Annotated in this window: 13 protein-coding genes and 1 tRNA gene; 12 read left to right on the top strand and 2 right to left on the bottom strand. The window is 52.6% G+C overall.

The genetic code is table 11. From position 1 onward, the window contains the following. The first annotated feature begins 68 nt into the window (after nucleotides 1–68). From BN2762_RS15520 to BN2762_RS15555, 8 genes are all read left to right on the top strand, one after another. Nucleotides 69–2,816, top strand: a complete 2,748-nt coding sequence (locus tag BN2762_RS15520; RefSeq protein ID WP_055107831.1) for an S-layer homology domain-containing protein — start codon at nucleotides 69–71, stop codon at nucleotides 2,814–2,816. A gap of 86 nt (nucleotides 2,817–2,902) precedes the next feature. Further along, nucleotides 2,903–3,571 carry an endonuclease III gene (gene nth / locus BN2762_RS15525; protein ID WP_055107832.1) on the top strand — a complete coding sequence of 223 codons (669 nt, stop codon included), beginning with the start codon at nucleotides 2,903–2,905 and terminating at the stop codon, nucleotides 3,569–3,571. Between the two features lie 33 nt (nucleotides 3,572–3,604). Then, nucleotides 3,605–3,889 (top strand): hypothetical protein, encoded by a 285-nt coding sequence (locus BN2762_RS15530; protein WP_055107833.1) that lies wholly within the window; start codon nucleotides 3,605–3,607, stop codon nucleotides 3,887–3,889. A 354-nt stretch (nucleotides 3,890–4,243) separates the two neighbouring features. Further along, nucleotides 4,244–7,540 carry a dynamin family protein gene (locus BN2762_RS15535; RefSeq protein WP_055107834.1) on the top strand — a complete coding sequence of 1,099 codons (3,297 nt, stop codon included), beginning with the start codon at nucleotides 4,244–4,246 and terminating at the stop codon, nucleotides 7,538–7,540. Between the two features lie 111 nt (nucleotides 7,541–7,651). Then, nucleotides 7,652–9,421, top strand: coding sequence for an ABC transporter ATP-binding protein (locus BN2762_RS15540; protein ID WP_055107835.1), 1,770 nt, complete (start codon nucleotides 7,652–7,654; stop codon nucleotides 9,419–9,421). Between the two features lies 1 nt (nucleotide 9,422). Beyond that, nucleotides 9,423–11,273: an ABC transporter ATP-binding protein gene (locus BN2762_RS15545; RefSeq protein WP_055107836.1), complete on the top strand. Its 1,851-nt coding sequence runs from the start codon at nucleotides 9,423–9,425 to the stop codon at nucleotides 11,271–11,273. Between the two features lie 112 nt (nucleotides 11,274–11,385). Continuing rightward, nucleotides 11,386–12,570 carry a formate-dependent phosphoribosylglycinamide formyltransferase gene (gene purT / locus BN2762_RS15550; protein ID WP_055107837.1) on the top strand — a complete coding sequence of 395 codons (1,185 nt, stop codon included), beginning with the start codon at nucleotides 11,386–11,388 and terminating at the stop codon, nucleotides 12,568–12,570. Further along, entirely contained in the window at nucleotides 12,563–13,021 is a 459-nt protein-coding gene (locus BN2762_RS15555; protein ID WP_055107838.1) for a GNAT family N-acetyltransferase, read from the top strand. Before purT ends, BN2762_RS15555 begins: the two co-directional genes overlap by 8 nt. Before the next feature lie 1,057 nt (nucleotides 13,022–14,078). Here the strand turns inward: BN2762_RS15555 and BN2762_RS15560 are convergent. Then, the gene (locus BN2762_RS15560) at nucleotides 14,079–14,690 is read right to left on the bottom strand and encodes a C40 family peptidase (RefSeq protein WP_055107839.1); all 612 of its coding nucleotides are present in this window, start codon (nucleotides 14,688–14,690) and stop codon (nucleotides 14,079–14,081) included. Between the two features lie 751 nt (nucleotides 14,691–15,441). Here BN2762_RS15560 and BN2762_RS15565 point away from each other — a divergent pair. Further along, a complete protein-coding gene (locus BN2762_RS15565) occupies nucleotides 15,442–15,987 on the top strand; it encodes a CAP domain-containing protein (protein WP_055107840.1) in 546 nt (181 codons plus the stop codon). A 220-nt stretch (nucleotides 15,988–16,207) separates the two neighbouring features. Here the strand turns inward: BN2762_RS15565 and BN2762_RS15570 are convergent. Then, nucleotides 16,208–16,280: transfer RNA gene (locus tag BN2762_RS15570), tRNA-Lys, on the bottom strand. Nucleotides 16,281–16,473: 193 nt separating this feature from the next. On the opposite strand from BN2762_RS15570, the gene BN2762_RS15575 reads away from it, so the two are divergent. The 3 genes from BN2762_RS15575 to BN2762_RS15585 all read left to right on the top strand — a co-directional run bounded on the left by BN2762_RS15575 (nucleotide 16,474) and on the right by BN2762_RS15585 (nucleotide 19,371). Next, nucleotides 16,474–17,310 carry a GDSL-type esterase/lipase family protein gene (locus tag BN2762_RS15575; protein WP_055107841.1) on the top strand — a complete coding sequence of 279 codons (837 nt, stop codon included), beginning with the start codon at nucleotides 16,474–16,476 and terminating at the stop codon, nucleotides 17,308–17,310. A gap of 101 nt (nucleotides 17,311–17,411) precedes the next feature. Then, entirely contained in the window at nucleotides 17,412–18,389 is a 978-nt protein-coding gene (locus BN2762_RS15580; protein ID WP_055110110.1) for an ABC transporter ATP-binding protein, read from the top strand. Between the two features lies 1 nt (nucleotide 18,390). Beyond that, nucleotides 18,391–19,371 (top strand): ABC transporter permease subunit, encoded by a 981-nt coding sequence (locus BN2762_RS15585; protein WP_392391595.1) that lies wholly within the window; start codon nucleotides 18,391–18,393, stop codon nucleotides 19,369–19,371. The last annotated feature ends 7 nt before the right edge of the window (nucleotides 19,372–19,378 follow it).

Below are 19,378 nucleotides of genomic sequence, written 5' to 3' on the forward strand. Positions count from 1 at the left end.
CTTTTTGGAGGAAATAGCGGCTCGCCGTCGAACAAGGTAAAGAGATTAATTTTGAAGGAGAGAATCTGATGTCATCATTTAAACGCAGCTATAGACGAAATACGAGAAAAGCGGTTTCGGCCATGCTCGCTGCCGCGATCAGCTTAAGCGGGGCAGCAGCCGCATTTGCCGACCAGCCGGCAGGTTCATCTACGGGGACAAATACCAGCAATACTTCAAATACGGCTTTTTCCTTGTTTAGCGATGTGAAGGATGGCTTTTGGGCAGAGAAATATATTTACAAGCTGGCAGCAGAAGGCATTATTGTCGGAGATGCCGGGAAATTCCGTCCCAGCGACAGCGTAACGCAGCAGGAAGCCATTACGATGGCGATTCGTTTTATGAATTTGAGCGGAGAACTTGGCAGCGGGGACACGGCGCCTGCCGAGCTGCAAATTAGCGGATATGCGAAGCCTTATATTGAACTGGCTTTGAAGAAGAACCTGATCGATAAGGACGAAGAGCTGGCCGCCATTAAAGGGAAGGAGTCCTGGGGACAGAAGAAAGCGTCCCGCGAATGGGTCGCAAAAATATTGATTCGCGCTCTAGATAAGGAAGAGGAAGCCAAAGCGCTAAGCTCGGCGTCAACCGGCTTTGCGGATCATGATAAAATTACGGCTTCCGCACGCGGTTACGTCAATCTGGCTGCCAAGCTGGATATTACGAAGGGAATCGAAGGCAATAAATTCGATCCGCAGAGCAATGTGACAAGAGCGCAAATGGCGACCTTCTTCGGCAAAGGCGCGGAGCATCTGAATGCGAATTATTCCAACGTCTATGAAGGAATCGTAACCGAGCTCACTGACAGCAAGCTGACGCTGTACGTGGACAATCAGCTCAAGAGCTTCGTACTGGACAATCGCAGCGTTTATTTCACCAAGGATTCACAATTGAAAATTTCCAAGAACGATCTGAAGCCTTACACGAAAGTGCTGGCGATCGACAAAGTAGGGTCAGCGGCGTACGTTGAGGTCATCGACGGCAAGCAGCAGCTGGAGACCACGGAAGGGACGCTGCTTCGCATCCTCGGCGGCAACCGGATTTTGATGCTTGTAAACAACGATTCCGTAGAGTACACCTTCGATGACACGACGACCTTCCTCGATCAGCACGGGAATAAAGTGACCGCTGACAAGCTAACGCCTGAGAGTACGATCATTGTACAGCGCGAGACTTATTCCGCCGCCAAGAAGCCGGTGCTGGTTCAGGTTAAATCGGCTCTGGTCAGCAAAACAGGCACAGGCACGATTGAATCCGTCGATGTCACGGGCAAGAAAGTAACGATCCGCGATGCCTCAGGTTCTGTGGAGACCTATGCGGTAGACGATACGACGATTCTGCTGTACCAGAGTCAGAAGCTGAACGGTCTCAGTGAATTGCAGGAGAACGCGGCTATCAAATACTCGGTGAAGAACAGCGTGCTCGATTCCCTCGAAGTCACGAAAAGCGTCGAGCGGACGGTTAACGGGACGCTGCTGGGCCTGGATCAAAACGGGCTGCTTCTAACCTACAGCAACGCAAGCGGTTATCCGGAAGTAAAGCTGCTGGCCGAGAAGCCGGAAATTATCGTTGGAGGAATTAATGATGCTACCTTCGACGATCTCATCGCCGACCTGAATGGGGGCGACAAGGTCGAGCTGACGCTGGATGCGGAGGAACGGGTGACGAAGATCGTCGTGCAAGGCCGCCAATCCGAGCAAATGGCCTCTGCGACGGTCGTGAATTACGATAGTAAATCAAAGGCGCTGACAGTGCTGGATGGAAATGGAAAGCCGCATGTGTTCGTTTTGGACGAGAAGACAAAAGTGGAATACAACTCCACGCAGCCGACTCTTTCAGGCATGGAATCCGTTCTGAATAAAGACCGGAAGATTAATGTGACTTACATCGGCAGCCGAGCGCTTAGCGTCCAGATGATCTATAAATATGAAGGAACCTTCGTCTCCGTAAATACGGCAGAGAAGAAGCTGAATCTGCTGCTGGCTAATGGCAAAACAGTAGCTCTGCCTTACCAGGGCACGGCGCCTACCGTGGAAATGTACGGCAAGAGTGCCACGCTGAGCGATGTCAAGGTTGGAGATCCCGTCGTCGCCATGCTGAGTGCGAATCAGGATGCGGTACAGACGCTCTCGCTGAAGACCTCCGTTCAATTCGTCCTTAGCTCTGTAGAGACGTCTTATAGCCGCGTCAGAGCGGTAAACAGCAATAACGGGCTTACGGAAAGCTTCTATATCGATCAGGCGGTGCTGACGGACGAGAACGGCAATCCGATCAAGATGTCCAATCTTCAAAACGGCCAAACGATCAACGTGGCATTCAATGGCCATAAGGCGGTATCGCTGCAGGTCGTAAAATTGACGCTGGGCAGCGTGCAGAATATCGATGGTTCAACGCTGACCGTCAAGACCTTCACCGGCGGAATCGAATCCTTCCCGCTGTCGGGCAGCGTCAAGGTGGTTCGCGGTTCGTCCGTAACTACGGGAGCGAATGGTCTGACTACGGCTGATCATGTAGAGGTGCGCAAAGACAGCGACGGCACGCTCATTGTGAAGGTCCTGACCGCGCTGGAACGGAAATTCTCCCGTTACGATGCAAATTCGAGGGAGCTTGTCGTAAAGAGAGCAACGCTCTCTGATAACAATTATCGCTTCTTCGTAAACGCGGATACGTATATTCACCAAGGTGACACGACAATATCCGTGCAATCTCTGAAGGTTGATGATAAAATTGTTTTATATTTCAATGGCGATAGACTCGTTGAAATTGAAAAACAATAATCATTTTCGTGAGAATAACCGTCTGCCTGCGGGTCATTCCCGCAGAGCAGGACGGTTTTCTTCGTGAAGAAAGGTTAGGTGGAGACATGAATGCCGCGGGTGTCCGTCATATTCTGGACTGCATCGGCGCTATGTTTCCGGATGCGCACTGTGAGCTCCATCACAGCAATGCGTTTGAATTGACGATTGCCGTGCTGCTGTCGGCACAGTGTACCGACGCAACCGTGAACAAGGTGACGGAAGACTTATTCCAGAAATATAAGGCGCCGGAGGATTATCTTGCTGTGCCGCTGGAAGAGCTGGAGCAGGATATTCGGCGCATCGGACTATTTCGGAGTAAAGCCAAGCATATCCAGAACTTATGCCGGATTCTCATCGAACAGTATAATGGAGAGGTTCCCCGGGAGCATGCCGAGCTGGTAAAGCTTCCAGGCGTAGGCCGCAAGACGGCCAATGTGGTGGTTTCCAACGCTTTCGGCGTACCGGCGATCGCCGTTGACACGCATGTGGAGCGGGTCAGCAAACGTCTTGGCCTGGCGGGCTGGAATGACTCTGTTCTCGAGGTTGAGAAGAAGCTGATGAAGCGGGTTCCCAAAGAGGAATGGACAATTACCCATCATCGGCTCATCTTCTTCGGGAGATATCATTGCAAGGCCCAGAATCCGCAGTGCGAGATTTGTCCGCTGCTGGAGGTTTGCCGGGAAGGCAAGAAACGTATGAAAAAGTCACCGGTCAGAAAAGATAGAGAAAAGTGACTTACAAACCTAGATAGAAGAGGATGAGACTCCATGAAATGTATTTCTGTATATACAGACAGTTTTGAACAATTCTCCGATATGTTCGAGCAGGTCATCGAAATTGATTTGCAGGAGAATGATGAGCGCGAGCTCGAAGGCGTTACGGTTAGTGACTCCGGCGAAGTGCCGAGCCATTATCTGGAGCGAATGGCTTCCAAACCCGAAGTGGTCGTGATGAAGGATAAGGAGAAGGGAATTACGATTCTTCAGCACGGCAAAGTGTTCGAAATTCTAATTCCCTCCGAGGCGGATTCGCTCGAGACGCCTTCGGTCTAGCTGCCTTGTCAATCAGAATGCCGTCTTGCGGGAATATACCGCAGGGCGGCTTTTGTTTTTGGCTTGAGGCTTTGAGGAGGAGGGGGCTGGATGGCGTTTCTAAACAAAAACGAAGATATTCGGAACCTGGCGACGAAGAATGTGCTCTGAGCAGGGTTTTTCTTTAAATAAGCGGGAAGTTCTTTAAATTTTACTGGAAAATCACTAATTATGAGACTTCCCTGTAGGTTGCCACTCATGTAAAATGGATGTATTTCCTAAGACATGGAATGCGCTGGATGGGGATGTCACAAATGAATAACGCTTTTTGCTCGCAGGCAATAGGCGAACATAAATTAAGGAGAGTACATATTCATGGAAACGTTGACAATTGGTCGGGATCAGCGGCTTCATGACCGTCTTGACCAGTTCTTGAAGCTATATGAGTCAGGCAAGGATCTCAGAGCTTGCCGGGAGATTCAGGATTTGCAACAGAAGCTTGCGGCTGATGAATTAACGCTGTCGTTCTGCGGCCATTTCTCCGCAGGGAAATCCAGTCTGATCAACAGGCTGTGCGGCAAGCAGGTGCTGCCGTCGGGGCCGATACCGACTACGGCCAATGTGGCCGCAATTCGCAATGGCGAGCCGCGAGCGGTGCTTACACGGGCGGAGGCAGCGGGCCAAGGCACGGATGCCACCGCAGAAGGGCGCTCCGAGCAGATTGAGCTTAATATCGATCAACTGGACGATTATTGCAGGGACGGGAATACATATTCCATGATCTCCTTATGGGATGATGTTCCTATATTAGGTCAGCATGGCGTATTGCTTGATACGCCCGGCGTTGACTCCAATGACGCTGGCCATGCCATGGCTACGAATTCAGCACTGCATTTGGCCGATGTCGTGTTTTACGTTATGGATTATAATCATGTCCTGTCGGAAAGCAATCTGTCGTTTGCCAAGCGGCTGGCCGATTGGGGAAAGCCTCTGTATCTCGTCGTGAATCAGATCGATAAGCACCGGAATGCCGAGTTGTCGTTTGAGAAATACCGGCGCTCCGTGGAGGATGCCTTCGAATTATGGGGCATCGTTCCGGCCGGCGTATTCTATATTTCCCTTAGAGAGCTGTCTCATCCTTTAAATATGCTAAGCGAGCTGGAGAAGACGATCACTGCGCTGTTCAGGATTCGCCAAAGCCTGCTCGAGTTCAGCATCGGCTGCTCGCTCTTTCACGGAGCGGAGCAGTATTTGAAGCGGCTGAATGATGCCGAGGGGGAAGAGCAGGAGCGGCTGCTTGAGGAGATTGGCGGCGAAGAGGCGCTGCAGGGCCTGCAGGAGAAATTATCGGCATTGGAGCGGGAAATTTCCGAGCAGGCTGGCCTCATCGATCGGCTGCGCGACGGGCTGACGAAGGAGCTGGATGGACTTCTGGCTAACGCGCATGTAATGACGCCGGAGCTTCGGGAGGCTGCCGCGCTGTATTTGGAGAGCCGCAAGCCTGGCTTCAAGACGGGATTATGGTTTCACGGCAGCAAGACTGAACGCGAGAAGGAGCGGAGAAAGGAATACTTTCTCGGCAAGCTGAAGGAGCAGACACAGGCCCAGGTCGACTGGCATGTGCGCGATTTGCTTCGGCGCTTAGGACAGAGCGAGGGGCTCTGGAACGCCGAGTGGGAGAGCCGGCTGGAGGCGGAGCTTCCGCAGGCGGAGGAGGAGTGGATCGCCGGCCCTGCGCGCGAAGGCGCACTGCTCTCCGGCGAGTACACGCTTCGGTACGCCGCCGACGTGGCGGCCGGAATTGCCGGCCGCTACCGCCGCGCAGCCCTCGCCATCGCGGACGGGCTGCTCGCGGAGCTGGAGCCGCGCCTTAGGACGGCGCGGCAGGACGCGCTTCGCGGCGGCCGCTTCACGGTCGCGCTGTTCGGGGCCTTCAGCGCGGGCAAATCCTCCTTCGCGAACGCGCTGCTCGGCGCTCAGGTGCTGCCTGTATCGCCGCATCCGACGACCGCGGCGATCAACCGCATCCTCGCGCCCGAAGGGGACATGAAGCATGGCCAGGCGGCCATTACCTTCAAGTCCATGGACGCGATGCGCGAGGATCTCGCATACTCCTTCGAGGCGCTGCAGCTCGGGGCGTGGAAGGAAGGGAGCTGGCGGTCTGAAGTAACCAAGTTGAAGGCTCCGGACGTTCCGCCTTCCGGGCGGGCTCATTTCAGCTTCCTGAAAGCGGCTGCCATAGGCTGGGAGCAAAATGCAGCCCGGCTGGGAAGCCGTGAGATAACGGGGCTGGAGCAATTCGCAGAATATGTGGCGGAGGAGAGTATGGCCTGCTTCGTAGCGGGCATCGACCTGTATTATTCCTGTCCGTTAACCGAGCAGGGAATCGTAATCGTGGATACTCCGGGGGCGGACTCCATTCATGCCCGGCATACCGGAGTGACTTTTGAATATATGAAAAATAGCGATGCATTGCTGTACGTTACTTATTACAACCATGCTTTCTCCCGGGCGGATCGCCAGTTCCTTGGCCATCTGGGCCGGGTGAAGGGCAGCTTTGCGCTCGACAAGATGTTCTTTATCGTCAACGCGGCGGATCTGGCTTCTACACCAGAGGAACTGGCAAGCGTCGTCGAGCATGTGGAGGACGGCCTGCGTGCAGCCGGAATCGAGTCGCCGCAAATCTACCCGGTATCCAGCATCGCCGCCCTGGAGGCGAAGCGCAGCATGGATGCCGGCAAGCTTGAAGCCTCGGGCTTTTCCCGGTTCGAGATCCCTTTCCTGCGCTTTATCAGCGAGGACTTGGCCGGACTCGCCGTAGGTGCGGCCCGCCACGAGCTGCAGCAGTTCATCGCCCGGGCGGAGCAGTGGACCGAGACGCTGGCGAAGAGCGAGGAGGAGCGCGAACAGCTTAAAGCCCAGCTGCTGCTGGATCACAAGCGGTTCTCTGAGGAGCTTCGATTGCTGGCGAAGAGCGATAAAACGGCAGAAATTACGCAGGAAACCGGCGAGCTGCTGTTCCATGTCCGCAGGCGCCTTCAGTTTCTTGCTGGTGATCTGTTCCATGAATATTTCCACCCTTCGCTCCTGCAGGATGACGGAGGGGACATGAAGCGGAAATTCGCCGCGTCGGTCAAGGGATGGCTGGCCCAGTTAAGCATTGAGCTTGAACGGGAGGTGCAGGCAACCTCCCTGCGTCTTGAGAAGAAGTGCGAGGCGCTGCTGGCGAAGGAAGCCGAGGCTTGGCTGGCGAAGCTGGAGCAAGAAATTCCTGCGCTGCCGGCATTGTCGATTTATGCAACCTCTGCCTGGCTGACTCCAAGCGTCCCGGAGGGGAGCCTGGAGCACGGCATAAAGGCTTCCTCATATTGGAGTTATTTCAGAAATCCAAAGACATTTTTTGAAGGAGGGGGTAAGCAAAAGTTGCGCGACGCCCTGGAAGAGCCGCTTAGCGACGGCATCAAAGTGGCGGTGGAGCGCTGCGGAGAAGATCTGATCCGTTTTTATGCGCAGGAGACCTCGGCAAGATTTGCAGCGATCGCTGCATCGTTCGAAGCGCAGTGGGAGGAATGGGAGAGCAGCGTGTCCGGCATGTCTGATGCCGGGAACACGGATGAGTCTTGGAAGGACGTGCCGGAGCGCCTCCTTGGCCTGTATCAGGCTTTACATTAATGTAAGAACCCAAAAAACAACATAACTGAAAAGTAATGCGGCGGTCGCGAAGAGGGGCAAATCCGAGAAATTGCAAGCCATCGATGACCTGCGTTACTGGGAGGGAACGACATGGAAGTACTTAGGCAATTAAGAGGCTATTATCGGGAACGACGCACCTATTTGATATTGTCAATCCTGTGCCTCGCTGCGGCGACGGGCTTTGGGCTCGTATATCCTTTGCTGCTTAGAAAACTGATCGACGACGTGATTCGCCCCGGCAATTATGGAGGGGTATTGTGGATTGCATTAACCGCCTTGGGCGTCGTGATCATCAAAGCGTTCTTGCAGTTTTTGCACGGATTTTTCGGCGGAAGGCTGGGCAACTATCTCGCGTATCGGCTAAGGAACGCCTGCTACGAGAAGCTGCAGTTTCTGTCATTCCGCTATTATGATAGAGCGAAAACCGGGGACCTGATGTCCCGGCTGACCGGGGATCTTGAGGCCATTCGGAACTTCGTCGGCTTCGGGTTCGCGCAGCTGCTCAACTTGGTGCTGATGGTCGTCTTCGGTTCGGCCATGATGATGTCGATTCACTGGCAGCTGACGCTGATTACGATGATCACGATTCCGTTCCTGGCGGCGGTGGCTTTGAAATTCGAATCGAAAATCCACCCGGCCTTCCAGGAAATGCGCCTGGCCTTAAGCTCGCTGACGACGGCGGTTCAGGAGAACGTGACCGGGGTCCGTACGGTCAAGTCCTTTGCGCGCGAGCCGTACGAGATGGAGAAGTTCTCGCATCGCAATGAGCGCTATAAGGATAATCAGATTTTTGCCTCGATGCTGTGGAGCAGGTTCTTTCCCGTCATGGAGCTGCTGGCCTCGATCAGCGTAGCCGTTCTGCTGGCGGTGGGGGGCACCCTCGTCATCAAGGGGCAGCTGACGCTTGGCGATTTGGTCGCTTTCTTCAGCCTGATCTGGTTCATTATCGGCCCGATGTGGGGGCTTGGCTTTCATATCAATAACTATACCCAGTCCAAGGCCTCTGGAGAGCGTGTACTGGAAATATTGAATCAGAACGTGGACGTGAAGGATGAGGCTGGCGCAGTCGATTTGAACCTGGAGGATGTGAAGGGCAAGGTGGAGTTTGACCACGTTACATTCGCCTATGGCAATAAAATGCCGGCCGTGACGGATATTCATTTTACGGCTGAGCCGGGCTCGGTCATCGGGTTCCTTGGCGGCACGGGCTCCGGCAAATCGACGATCATTCAGCTGCTGATGCGCGCTTACAACGTGAACGAGGGGAGCATCCGGCTGGATGGAAGGGACATCAAGGATATACGCATTAAAAGCCTGCGCAGCGGGATTGCAACCGTCTTTCAGGAGACATTCCTGTTCTCCTCCAGTATTCGCAATAATATCGCTTATGGCATGACTCAAGTATCCATGGAGGAAATTATTCATGCCGCCAAGCTGGCCAAGGCCCATGATTTTATCATGGAATTGCCGGATGGTTATGATACCGTCGTCGGTGAGCGCGGCATGGGGCTCTCTGGCGGACAGAAGCAGCGGATCGCGATCGCGCGTGCGCTGCTCAAAAATCCGCGGATCTTGATCCTTGACGATGCGACAAGCGCCGTAGATATGGAGACCGAGCATGAAATCCAGTCGGGCTTCCAGGAAGTAATGCAGGGACGGACGACGTTCATTATCGCTCATCGCATTTCATCGCTTCGCCATGCGGATGATATTCTTGTCCTCGATGAAGGACGGATCGTTCAGCGCGGCAGCCATGAGGAGCTGATCGGGGTGCCAGGTCCGTACCAGGATGTGTACCATATCCAGTATGCCGACCACTTGTCCCGGACCAACCAGGGCCACGAAGGGAAGGTGATGTAGGATGCATACAGAAACTCAAAGCAATCAGGCATTTCAGGGAAAGAAGCAGAAAACGCGGATCGAGGAGCGCTTCGTCTATCAGGACGATGAGCTGATCGATAAGGCGTTCGACTGGAAGCAGTTCAGGCGGCTGTTCGCTTACATGAAGCCTTATGCGCGGCAAATGCTGCCGCTTGTGCTGGTGATGACGGTGCTGGGGACGATTACCAAGCTGACCGTTCCGTATTTGACGAGTATCGCGATCGATAAGGCGATCGCGCCCGAGATCGGCAGCCCGAGCCTGAGGCTGCTATATATACTGACCGGGGTTATCGTCGCATTATATATCGTGCAGTGGGCTTCCAGCAAGCTTCGCATCAAATATACAAACATCATCGGGCAGAGGGTCATTTATGACCTCCGATCCGATTTGTTCAAACATATTCAGAAGCTCTCATTCAATTTCTTCGACAAGCGCCCGGCCGGCTCCGTACTCGTAAGGGTTACGAATGACGTAAACTCGCTTCAGGATCTGTTCACGAACGGCGTAGTCAATTTGATGATCGACTGCGTGCAGCTGGCGGGCATCGTCGTCATTCTGCTGCTGATTAACTGGCAGCTTGGGCTCGCGGTTATGATTACCGTGCCGATTATGTTCTTCGTATCCACAAAGCTAAGGCAGAAAATCCGGATTGCCTGGCAGGAGGTGCGGATGCGAAATTCCCGGATCAACTCTCATCTGAACGAATCGATCCAAGGGATTCGCGTTACGCAGGCTTATACGCAGGAGCAAGAGAATATGCGTTATTTCGATATGATGAACATGGACAGCAAGAAGTCCTGGGACAAGGCGTCGGCTATGAACCAGATGTTCGGCCCGATTATCGAAATCACCGGCGGGATCGGAACCTTTATCCTGTTCATGCTTGGTGTGTACATGATCCAGACGGGACAGCTGACCATCGGCCTGCTGGTCGCGTTTAGCAACTACGTCGGGAACTTCTGGGACCCGATCAACCGGCTGGGAATGATGTACAACCAGCTGCTGGTCGCCATGGCTTCCTCCGAGCGCATCTTCGAATTCATGGACGAGAAGCCGAGCATCGCGGATAAGCCGGGAGCAAAGCCGCTTCCGCCGATCGAGGGGAATATTGAGTTCAAGAACGTCATATTTGAATATGAGAAGGACCGGCAAGCGCTGAAGGGCATTTCCTTAAGTGTACATGCGGGCCAATCCATCGCGCTGGTCGGCCATACCGGCTCGGGAAAAAGCACGATCATCAACCTGCTGAGCCGGTTCTATGACACGACGCAAGGCGCAATATACATCGACGGCAAGGATATCCGGGACGTTACGGTCCAAAGCCTCAGGAGTCAAATTGGGATCGTGCTCCAGGATACGTTTATATTCTCGGGCAGCATTCGCGACAATATCCGCTTTGGCCGTCTGGATGCGACGGATGAAGAGGTTGAAGCGGCGGCAAAAGCGGTGGATGCGCATGATTTCATCATGAAGCTTCCGGGCGGCTATGATACCGAGGTGGAGGAACGGGGCAATGCCTTGTCGATGGGACAGCGTCAGCTGCTGTCCTTCGCGCGGGCGCTGCTGGCTAATCCCCGGATTCTGATCCTCGATGAGGCCACCGCCAGCATCGATACGGAGACTGAGCTCAAAATCCAGGAAGCGCTGAAGGTGCTGCTGAAGGGAAGAACCTCCTTTATCGTCGCCCATCGCCTGTCGACGATCCGTAATGCCGATAAAATCGTCGTTCTGGATCATGGGGAGATCAAGGAGCAGGGTACCCATGAGCAATTAATGGCACAAAAGGGAATATACAGCGGACTTGTCGAAGCTCAATTTCGTTTTTTGTAATTTTCCGAAGATTTTAATCACATTTTAATGTCGAACGCTTGCTTTATTTCTCATAAAACCCGAAAATAGATGAAGACGAAATAACTCATCATTCAAGGGGGATATCTGTAGCATGTGGGGTGCTCCTCAATCAGATCATGCCAAGAGCATCATGCTGCTTGGCAGTGGGGAATTGGGCAAGGAAGTTGTTATCGAAGCTCAGCGTCTCGGTGTCAGATGCATCGCCGTTGACCGCTACGAGCATGCGCCCGCAATGGGAGTCGCACATGAGTCCCATGTCATGGATATGCTGGATGGGGAGGCGCTGCGGGCTTTGATTGCCAGCGTCTCGCCGGATCTTATCGTTCCGGAGATCGAAGCGATTGCGACGGATGCCCTTGTCGATCTTGAGCGGGAGGGCTATAAGGTGATCCCGACCGCTGGAGCGGCAAGGCTGACGATGGACCGCGAAGGGATTCGGCGGCTAGCTGCGGAAGAGCTGGGTCTGCCGACGGCGGGATACCGGTTCGCCAGCAGCTTGGAGGAGCTGAAGGCGGCTGCTGCTGAGGTCGGCTACCCATGTGTTATTAAACCGCTAATGAGCTCTTCCGGCAAGGGCCAGAGCGTTTGCCGGGAGCCGGGTGACGTGCCGCGTTGCTGGCAGGCAGCGCTGGACGGCGCCCGTGCGAAGCAAACACGGGTCATCGTTGAAGCTTTCATCCCTTTTACTAGCGAGATTACGTTGTTGACCGTACGATCATCCTCGGGCACGATCTTCTGCCCGCCGATCGGCCATGTCCAGCAGGACGGTGACTATGTTGAATCGTGGCAGCCTCATGCGATGAGCGAGGCTCAGCTTGAGGAGGCCCAGGAGATCGCCCGCAAGGTAACGGATGCGCTCGGCGGCTATGGCGTGTTCGGCGTTGAATTGTTCCTGACGGAGGATGGGGTCGTGTTCAGCGAAGTGTCTCCAAGACCGCATGATACCGGTATGGTGACGATGGCAACTCAGGATTTGTCGGAATTTGCCCTGCATGTGAGAGCGATTCTCGGTTTTCCGATTCCTTCCGTTGAACTGCTGACGCCAGGGGCGTCCGCGACGCTCAAAAGCGATCGCGACGGGGAGGACTTCGTCATCGCCGGCATGGAGGAAGCGCTGAGTGTGCCAAGGACGCAAATTCGCGTATTCGGCAAGCCGCTGAGCAAGCCGGGAAGACGGATGGCCGTTGCTCTGAGTGGAGCAGAGAATGTTGAAACAGCTCGCAGCCGCGCTAGACAAGCGGCTAGCTCATTAAAGGTGGTAAAGGTCAATGAGTAGTATGGTGTTCGCACCGGCTTTAGTCATTCGTAGAAGTTGTTCCGGGGATGTCGATCAGATGCTGCCCTTAATGCGTCAGCTGAAGTATCCGACGACGCCTAGCGTGCTTAAGGAGCGCCTGGGCATGCTGGAGGATCATCCGCTTCTTTGCAGTTTCGTTGCCGAGCTGGATGGACAGCTCGTGGGTACGACCTTTCTGAAGCAGCATCAGACGCATGACATGAGCAATCCGGTGACGCAAATCACGGCTATGGTCGTGGATGAGAAGCACCGGGGTACAGGCATCGGCCGTCAGCTTGTGGAAGCGGCTGAAGTTTGGGCCAGGGAGCAAGGAAGCCTGCAGCTGGTATTGTCTGCTGGAGGGGAGCGCAATATGCTGGCCAAGTCCTTTTACGAGCATATGGGCTTTATCTGCCGGGGATACCGTCTAAGCAAGTCTTTAGAATCTTAGAATCTTAGAATCTTAGAGTCTTTAAGACTTGAAGATATCGAACCTTCGAATATAGCTGAAATTAGAAGGGGCTGACCAATAAGTCCCAAAAATAAAGGTTGGAGTGAGAACTTTGCGTTTTTCCCTCCAACCTTTTTTGTAGTCACTGCTTTTGTAAGAAAGCAGCGAGGCGGATGCCTGCTACTTTCAGTAGATTGTGGGCTAAGGCCATAAGCCCAAACTACCCATGAACCTTGTCCAAGCCTCGGTGGGAAATCCTGTAAAACGGCCGACTACCCATGATGTAACCAAACAAGCTCTCGACCTCTGTCTGCCCATGCTATGCTAAACACGTCTAGACTTTCGTCCTCCCTTAATGTAACCAAACAAACTCTCGACCTTCGTCCGCCCATGATGTAACCAAACAAACTCTCGACCTTCGTCCGCCCTTAATGTAACCAAACACGCTCCCGGCCTCCGTCCGCCCATGCTGTGGCCAAACATGCTCTCCACCTCGCTTTTACGCTAAGCATGAATCGCGGGTTTCTCGTTCTAGTGGACATGAATCGCAAGGACTTCTCGTTCTAGTGACCATGACCCGCGGATTTCTCATTCTAAATGGATTTATAGTAGTTAGTTTCTGCGGCAAAGAAAGGAAAGTGAATTTAAATGGATTTCATGTCGTTAGAAGAAGTGAATTGTTCATTCTGGGCGGAATTCTTGATTTTAGATGCATAGAATCCATCTACTCCCCTGAAACATTCGTTTAGAGCATAATTAGATACATGAATTCCATTTAGTGTTTGAGTTTTATAGCTTACGCTTGAGTCCGGTAGCTTATGCTCGAGTTCAACAGCTTATGTTCGAGTTCGACAGCTTGTTCGTGTTCAACAGCTTATGTTCGAGTTCAAAGTTCGATCAGTTTATCTAAGATGAGCTAAAAAATGGGGTGCAGGCAAGGGAGAAATTGATTCCGGCAAAAGTTGATCCGCAGAAATGGATAGCTTTCTAAAAGAAAGGGGTGCCCCTCAGTCATCTATGATGACTTCTGGGACACCCTTTGCAGCTTCTGTCTGAGTTATTGGGATGGAACGGACTTATGAGCTTGCAAGAGGACGTAAGACGGCTGCTGAGGCACTTGGTTGTTGCGGCGATAGCAGCACAGCCGACGGTAGGTATCCAGCCGCCCGCGAAATATAAGCTCAAGATGGGAACAGGATTGCAGGTCGGCAGGGGTCGTGAGGGCAGCGGATTTGTTCAGGAGCTGCACTCCGGCTTGCTGGAAGACACTGCTGACGAATTGCGAGCAGAAGTAAGAGTTTTCTCCCCCCAGCTCCATGTTAAGGATGATGCCGAGAATACCGAGAAAATTATAGCTGTAAAGCTCGTCATTCTCCTCGAATTGCCGGACGTAATTTCTCATTTGTTCGTATGTGGCCCTGCTCACGCGGCAGCTGTAAATGGCACAGGTAGCTCTCTCGAATACGCCGGAGTGAATGTTCTCTTTGACGAATCCGCCGAATACAGGAATGAGCGGATGCTTCCTGCCGAAGCTGTACACTTCGCGAAGATCGGGATCGAAAGCAATCGAGGCGTGGTTATAGGGTGCTCTAGTGTACAAACCGATCAATTTCGTGACGATGGTCCGCGGATTGCTCAGCAGAATATAAATTTGTGTATCATTGTTCATATCTTATTCAACCGCCATATAATTTTTAGGTTATGTACTACCATTTATTGATATTACCATGGTATGTCAATTGGGGGAATAGCAAAACCGTCTAAAGCCGCAAATATTACTAGACTATAGTCTTGGCTCCCAGATTTATAATTGTGAGCTATGTTTAAATTGGTTGGAATCGAAGGAGTGTTTTTGGCGTGGGGGAAGTTACGGGCAAGTACAGGATGGGTATAAGGCATAGAGGAGGAGGAGTTCAACATGAATGAACGCAGCATGCCTGAGACCGATATTTATAGATGTCATAGCCGTTCCGGAGATGTATTAGTTTGAAGTGTTTAGTTGGTATGTATTAGTAATGGATGATTTATAGAGAGTCAGGGTGAATTGGCTACAGATGCTCGCCCAGGCTGGGCAACGGTAGATGGGTGGCCGTCGATCGGATCGGGCTTATTACGAATGCTCTTATCAGGGAGGCTGAGCACCAGGCTGCTTATTTGTTAGGGTCACTCACTATGGCTGGATGCATTGCTGGATGCACTACTGGATGCACTACTAGATGCACTACTAGATGCACTACTAGATGTATTGCTGGATGTATTGATCACGGGCTTTTATGGCAATAGACGACAAGAGGTTGGCGCTATATAGAAAATAAGGTAGAACTTTCTCGGCAAATTACTCATGCAGCGCTTCGGAAGTCATGTTAGAATATGACAAGATACTCCAAAGAATGTAAGGGGTCCAAGGAGGTAATTTAAGCATGAACAAACCGAAGGTGAAGGCACTTCTGTCAGGCGCGATGGTGCTCGGCTTGACGGCCTCGCTAACAGCGGTTTCGGGATTAGCAGGGTCGGGAAGCGGTACGGTCTATGCAGCCTCGACTGCGATATCCCAGGCGAACGCAAAGCAGATGGCTGCCGTATATGCGCAAATCCAGGCAGAAAATGCAGCGAAAGTGGTTGCCCTAGTAAATGAGGAACGCAAGAACGCGGGACTGAAGCCGCTCGTCGTGCATACGAATTTATCCAGAATGGCTAAAGACAAAGCGATTGACATGTATAAGAACGGTTATTTCAGCCATACCTCGCCGAAGCATGGCTCGCCTTTTGATATGATGGATGCTTACAATATTACTTACCGTTACGCGGGAGAGAATATTGCGAAGGGACAAAAGACACCGGCCGAAGTCGTATCCGCCTGGATGGACAGCCCGGGGCACAAGGCCAATATTCTGAATCCGAAGTACACGCTGATTGGCGTAGGGTATTATAATGGTCACTGGGTTCAGGAGTTTATCGGCAAATAAGATGAGATGGAGTGAACAAAGCCCGGCAGCAAGCTTGCCGGGTGATTTTTTGCGGGGGTGCGCAAGCTTTCAGGTTCATTTTACGATCATGTGAAAACACTATATGTAATAGCGTTTGCAGGACAGCGCAAAAACAAGCAAGGAGCCAGCGCACAATGCAAAAAGAGCCATTCCCGCATTCCATTCGAATGTGGAAACAGCTCCTATTTAAGCTTGGTGATGGGTTATGCAGGGGTCGAACCTGCGACCTGCCGATTAAGAGTCGGCTGCTCTACCAGCTAAGCTAATAACCCTCGGTAACGCCTGTACAAAGTATTATACTCTTCTCTTTTTTGAAAATCCAGTTTTTTTGTTTAGTTTATTTATGGTTATTTTGGAAATCGAATTTGCTTATTGAGGGAAGAAGTTTTATGTTAGTTATTAGCTGGACAGGTTATTAAGGAACGAACGAATAGGAAATAATGGCACAGGAGGACAGGGAACAAAATGAATTCCACATCACGAGTTTGGCGGACGACTGGGCTTCTCTCATTGTTGTCCACTATATTGCTCATTGCCGGATTTCTGTATGCCGTAAAAGATGTAATCGCACCGGGAGCTGCGAGCACTGCAGGAGACGAAGCCGGATTCAATCAGGGGACGGCGGTCGGTTCGGGAGAAGAGTCCGGTGTACCGCCGTCTGAGGACGCGAAGCTACTGAATGTGACGGCCATCGGCGATTCGCTCGCCAAAGGGACGGGGGACGATACCGGTAAAGGCTTTGCCAGAAGGTTCGTGGAGCTGGCCAAGGAGCAGGGGGCGGATTCCAAGCTGGTGAACAATCTCGGCATCAACGGATTAACGACGGCAGGACTCCTTGAATTGCTGAAGGAGAAAGGAGTTCAGTATTCGCTGGGCCAGGCCGATATTATCGTTATGTCGATCGGAGGAAATGATCTCTTTGACGGGGCAGAGAGCCTGCAGACGGCAGGACGGCTGCCTACAGAAGCGGAGCTGGAGAAATCGGTAACGGAGGCTTCGGAGCGTCTAGGAGAGATCGCCGATACGATTCTTGAGATCAATCCGCGGGCACAGCTCGTCTACATCAGCCTGTACAATCCTTTCTCCGATTTGCCGGGAATGCGTAAGATCGGAGATGAGGCTGTAGCACGATGGAACCATATAGCGATGGATTTGCTCCGTCAGCGAGACAGGACTCTCGTCGTGCCCACGTTTGATTTGTTTACATATAATTCGCAAAAATATTTGGCAAGCGATCATTTTCATCCGAATGGGGCAGGATATCAGATTATTGCGGAGCGGATGATACAGGGGATTCATTAATGCTGTTTATAGACCCTTCGGCAGGGCAGATACGGTAAGAAGGAGTGGGATTTTTGGGAGCAGAAGCGCAGCAGCATCCGCTATCGGACGAAAGAACGGGGATTGAAGCGTATGGTGGGAGTGAGCAGCGGCAGATCGTGCTGAAGGTTGAGCATCTGAGAAAGAAGATCGGACGCAAGTGGATTGTCCAGGATGTTACGTTTGAAGTGCGTGAAGGCGAGGTCTTCGGTTTCCTCGGCCCGAATGGGGCGGGCAAGACGACGACGATCCGGATGCTTGTCGATCTAATCCGGCCGACCGAGGGCAAGGTGATGATTTGCGGGTACGACGTAAGAAAGCAGCCGGAACAGGCCCTCGCTTATGTCGGCTCGATCGTTGAGAATCCGGAGGTATATCCATATTTGACCGGGTGGGAGAATTTGCAGCATTTCGGCAGAATGCTGCCTGGAGTCGATGAGCGGCGGATTGCCGAGGTGGTAGAGATCGTAGGTCTCGATCAGCGCATCCATGATAAGGTCAAGACTTATTCCCTGGGCATGCGTCAGCGGCTTGGCATTGCGCAGGCGCTGCTTGGCCGCCCCAGACTGTTAATTCTGGACGAGCCGACGAACGGGCTTGACCCGAAGGGAATCAAGGAGCTGCGGATATTTATTCGCCGGCTGGCCGAGGAAGGCTTAGCCGTATTTGTGTCCAGCCACTTGCTCAGCGAAATTCAATTAATGTGCGACCGCGTTGCCATCATCAGCCGTGGACGTGTACTTGCGGTAGGATCGGTGGAGGAGCTGATCTCAGAGAACTCAAATTATATCATTTGGGAGCTGACCCCCCGCGAGCGCGGGGTAGAGCTGCTGAAGGCCGAGGGAATCGCAGTAATTCCTGATCCTGACCAAGTGCTTGACGACACGATCCTGGCGGGGATGAGCGAGCAGGCCGTCGTTGCGCAAATGCTGCCTGATGATGTGCAGGCCGTGCTGGCTCGTCTGGTGGCGGAAGGAATCCAGGTGCATGCCGTGCAAAAAATCAATCCTACACTGGAGCAGCTATTCCTGGAATTGACGGAAGGTGAGAGCATTGAATAGTATGATGGCATTGGTGAAAAACGAAACGATCAAGATGATCAAGAAAAAACGATTCTATGTCATCCTGCTGGTGCTGCTCGTACTTGTCCCGATATTCTCCTATGCGCAGTTGCGGGCGGCGGAGGATAAACGCAGCAAGTTCGGCACGGACTGGCGCCGGGAAGTACAGCAGGCGATTACTGACAATCAGAATTCACTGGGCAGCGACCGCGTCCCGGAGGAGTGGAAGAAATACCGGCAGATTTTTATCCAGCAGATGAAATATTATTTGGAGCACGACGTCAATCCCCGGCAGCCTGGGGCCGTTGCCTTCACGAAGGAGTTTCTGGACAACGCGGCAACGTTATTCATTCCGCTGCTTATCATGGGGATCGGCTCGGACATCGTCTCTTCGGAACGCACGAGCGGGACGATAAAAATGCTGCTGACCCGGCCGATAAGGCGTTGGAAGATCCTGCTCAGCAAGCTGATTACCTTGCTCATGTTCGTGTCGCTCATCGTGGTGGCTACGTTCATTATATGTTATTTAATATCGGGTCTGTTTTTTGGCTATAAGGGATTTAATTTGCCGGTGTTCACGGGATTTAAGCTTCAGGGCGCAGATGTCGATATATCAGGAGTACACGCTGTACCTCAGTGGAAGTATATATTGATGCAGATGGGGCTGATCTGGTTCGTCAGCTCGGTCGTGGCCATGCTCGCCTTTATGGTGTCCGTGCTTGTGAGGAGCACGGCGGCTAGCATCGTGATTATGATGGCAGCTTTGATTGCAGGCAACATTCTGACGAATTTGGCATCGGCGTGGACGAGCGCAAAATATTTGTTCATGGTCAATCTGGGGCTGACGCAGTATTTGGCGGGAACGCCCGCTCCGATTGAGGGAATGACTCTCGGCTTCTCGCTTGCCGTGCTTGCGGTTTGGGCGCTTGGTTCGCTCATCGTTTCATTCCTTGTCTTTACGAAACAGGACATATTGAATTAAAATGTAC

This window comes from Paenibacillus ihumii, from assembly GCF_001403875.1.
GTDB classification, from domain to species: Bacteria; Bacillota; Bacilli; order Paenibacillales; family Paenibacillaceae; genus Fontibacillus; species Fontibacillus ihumii.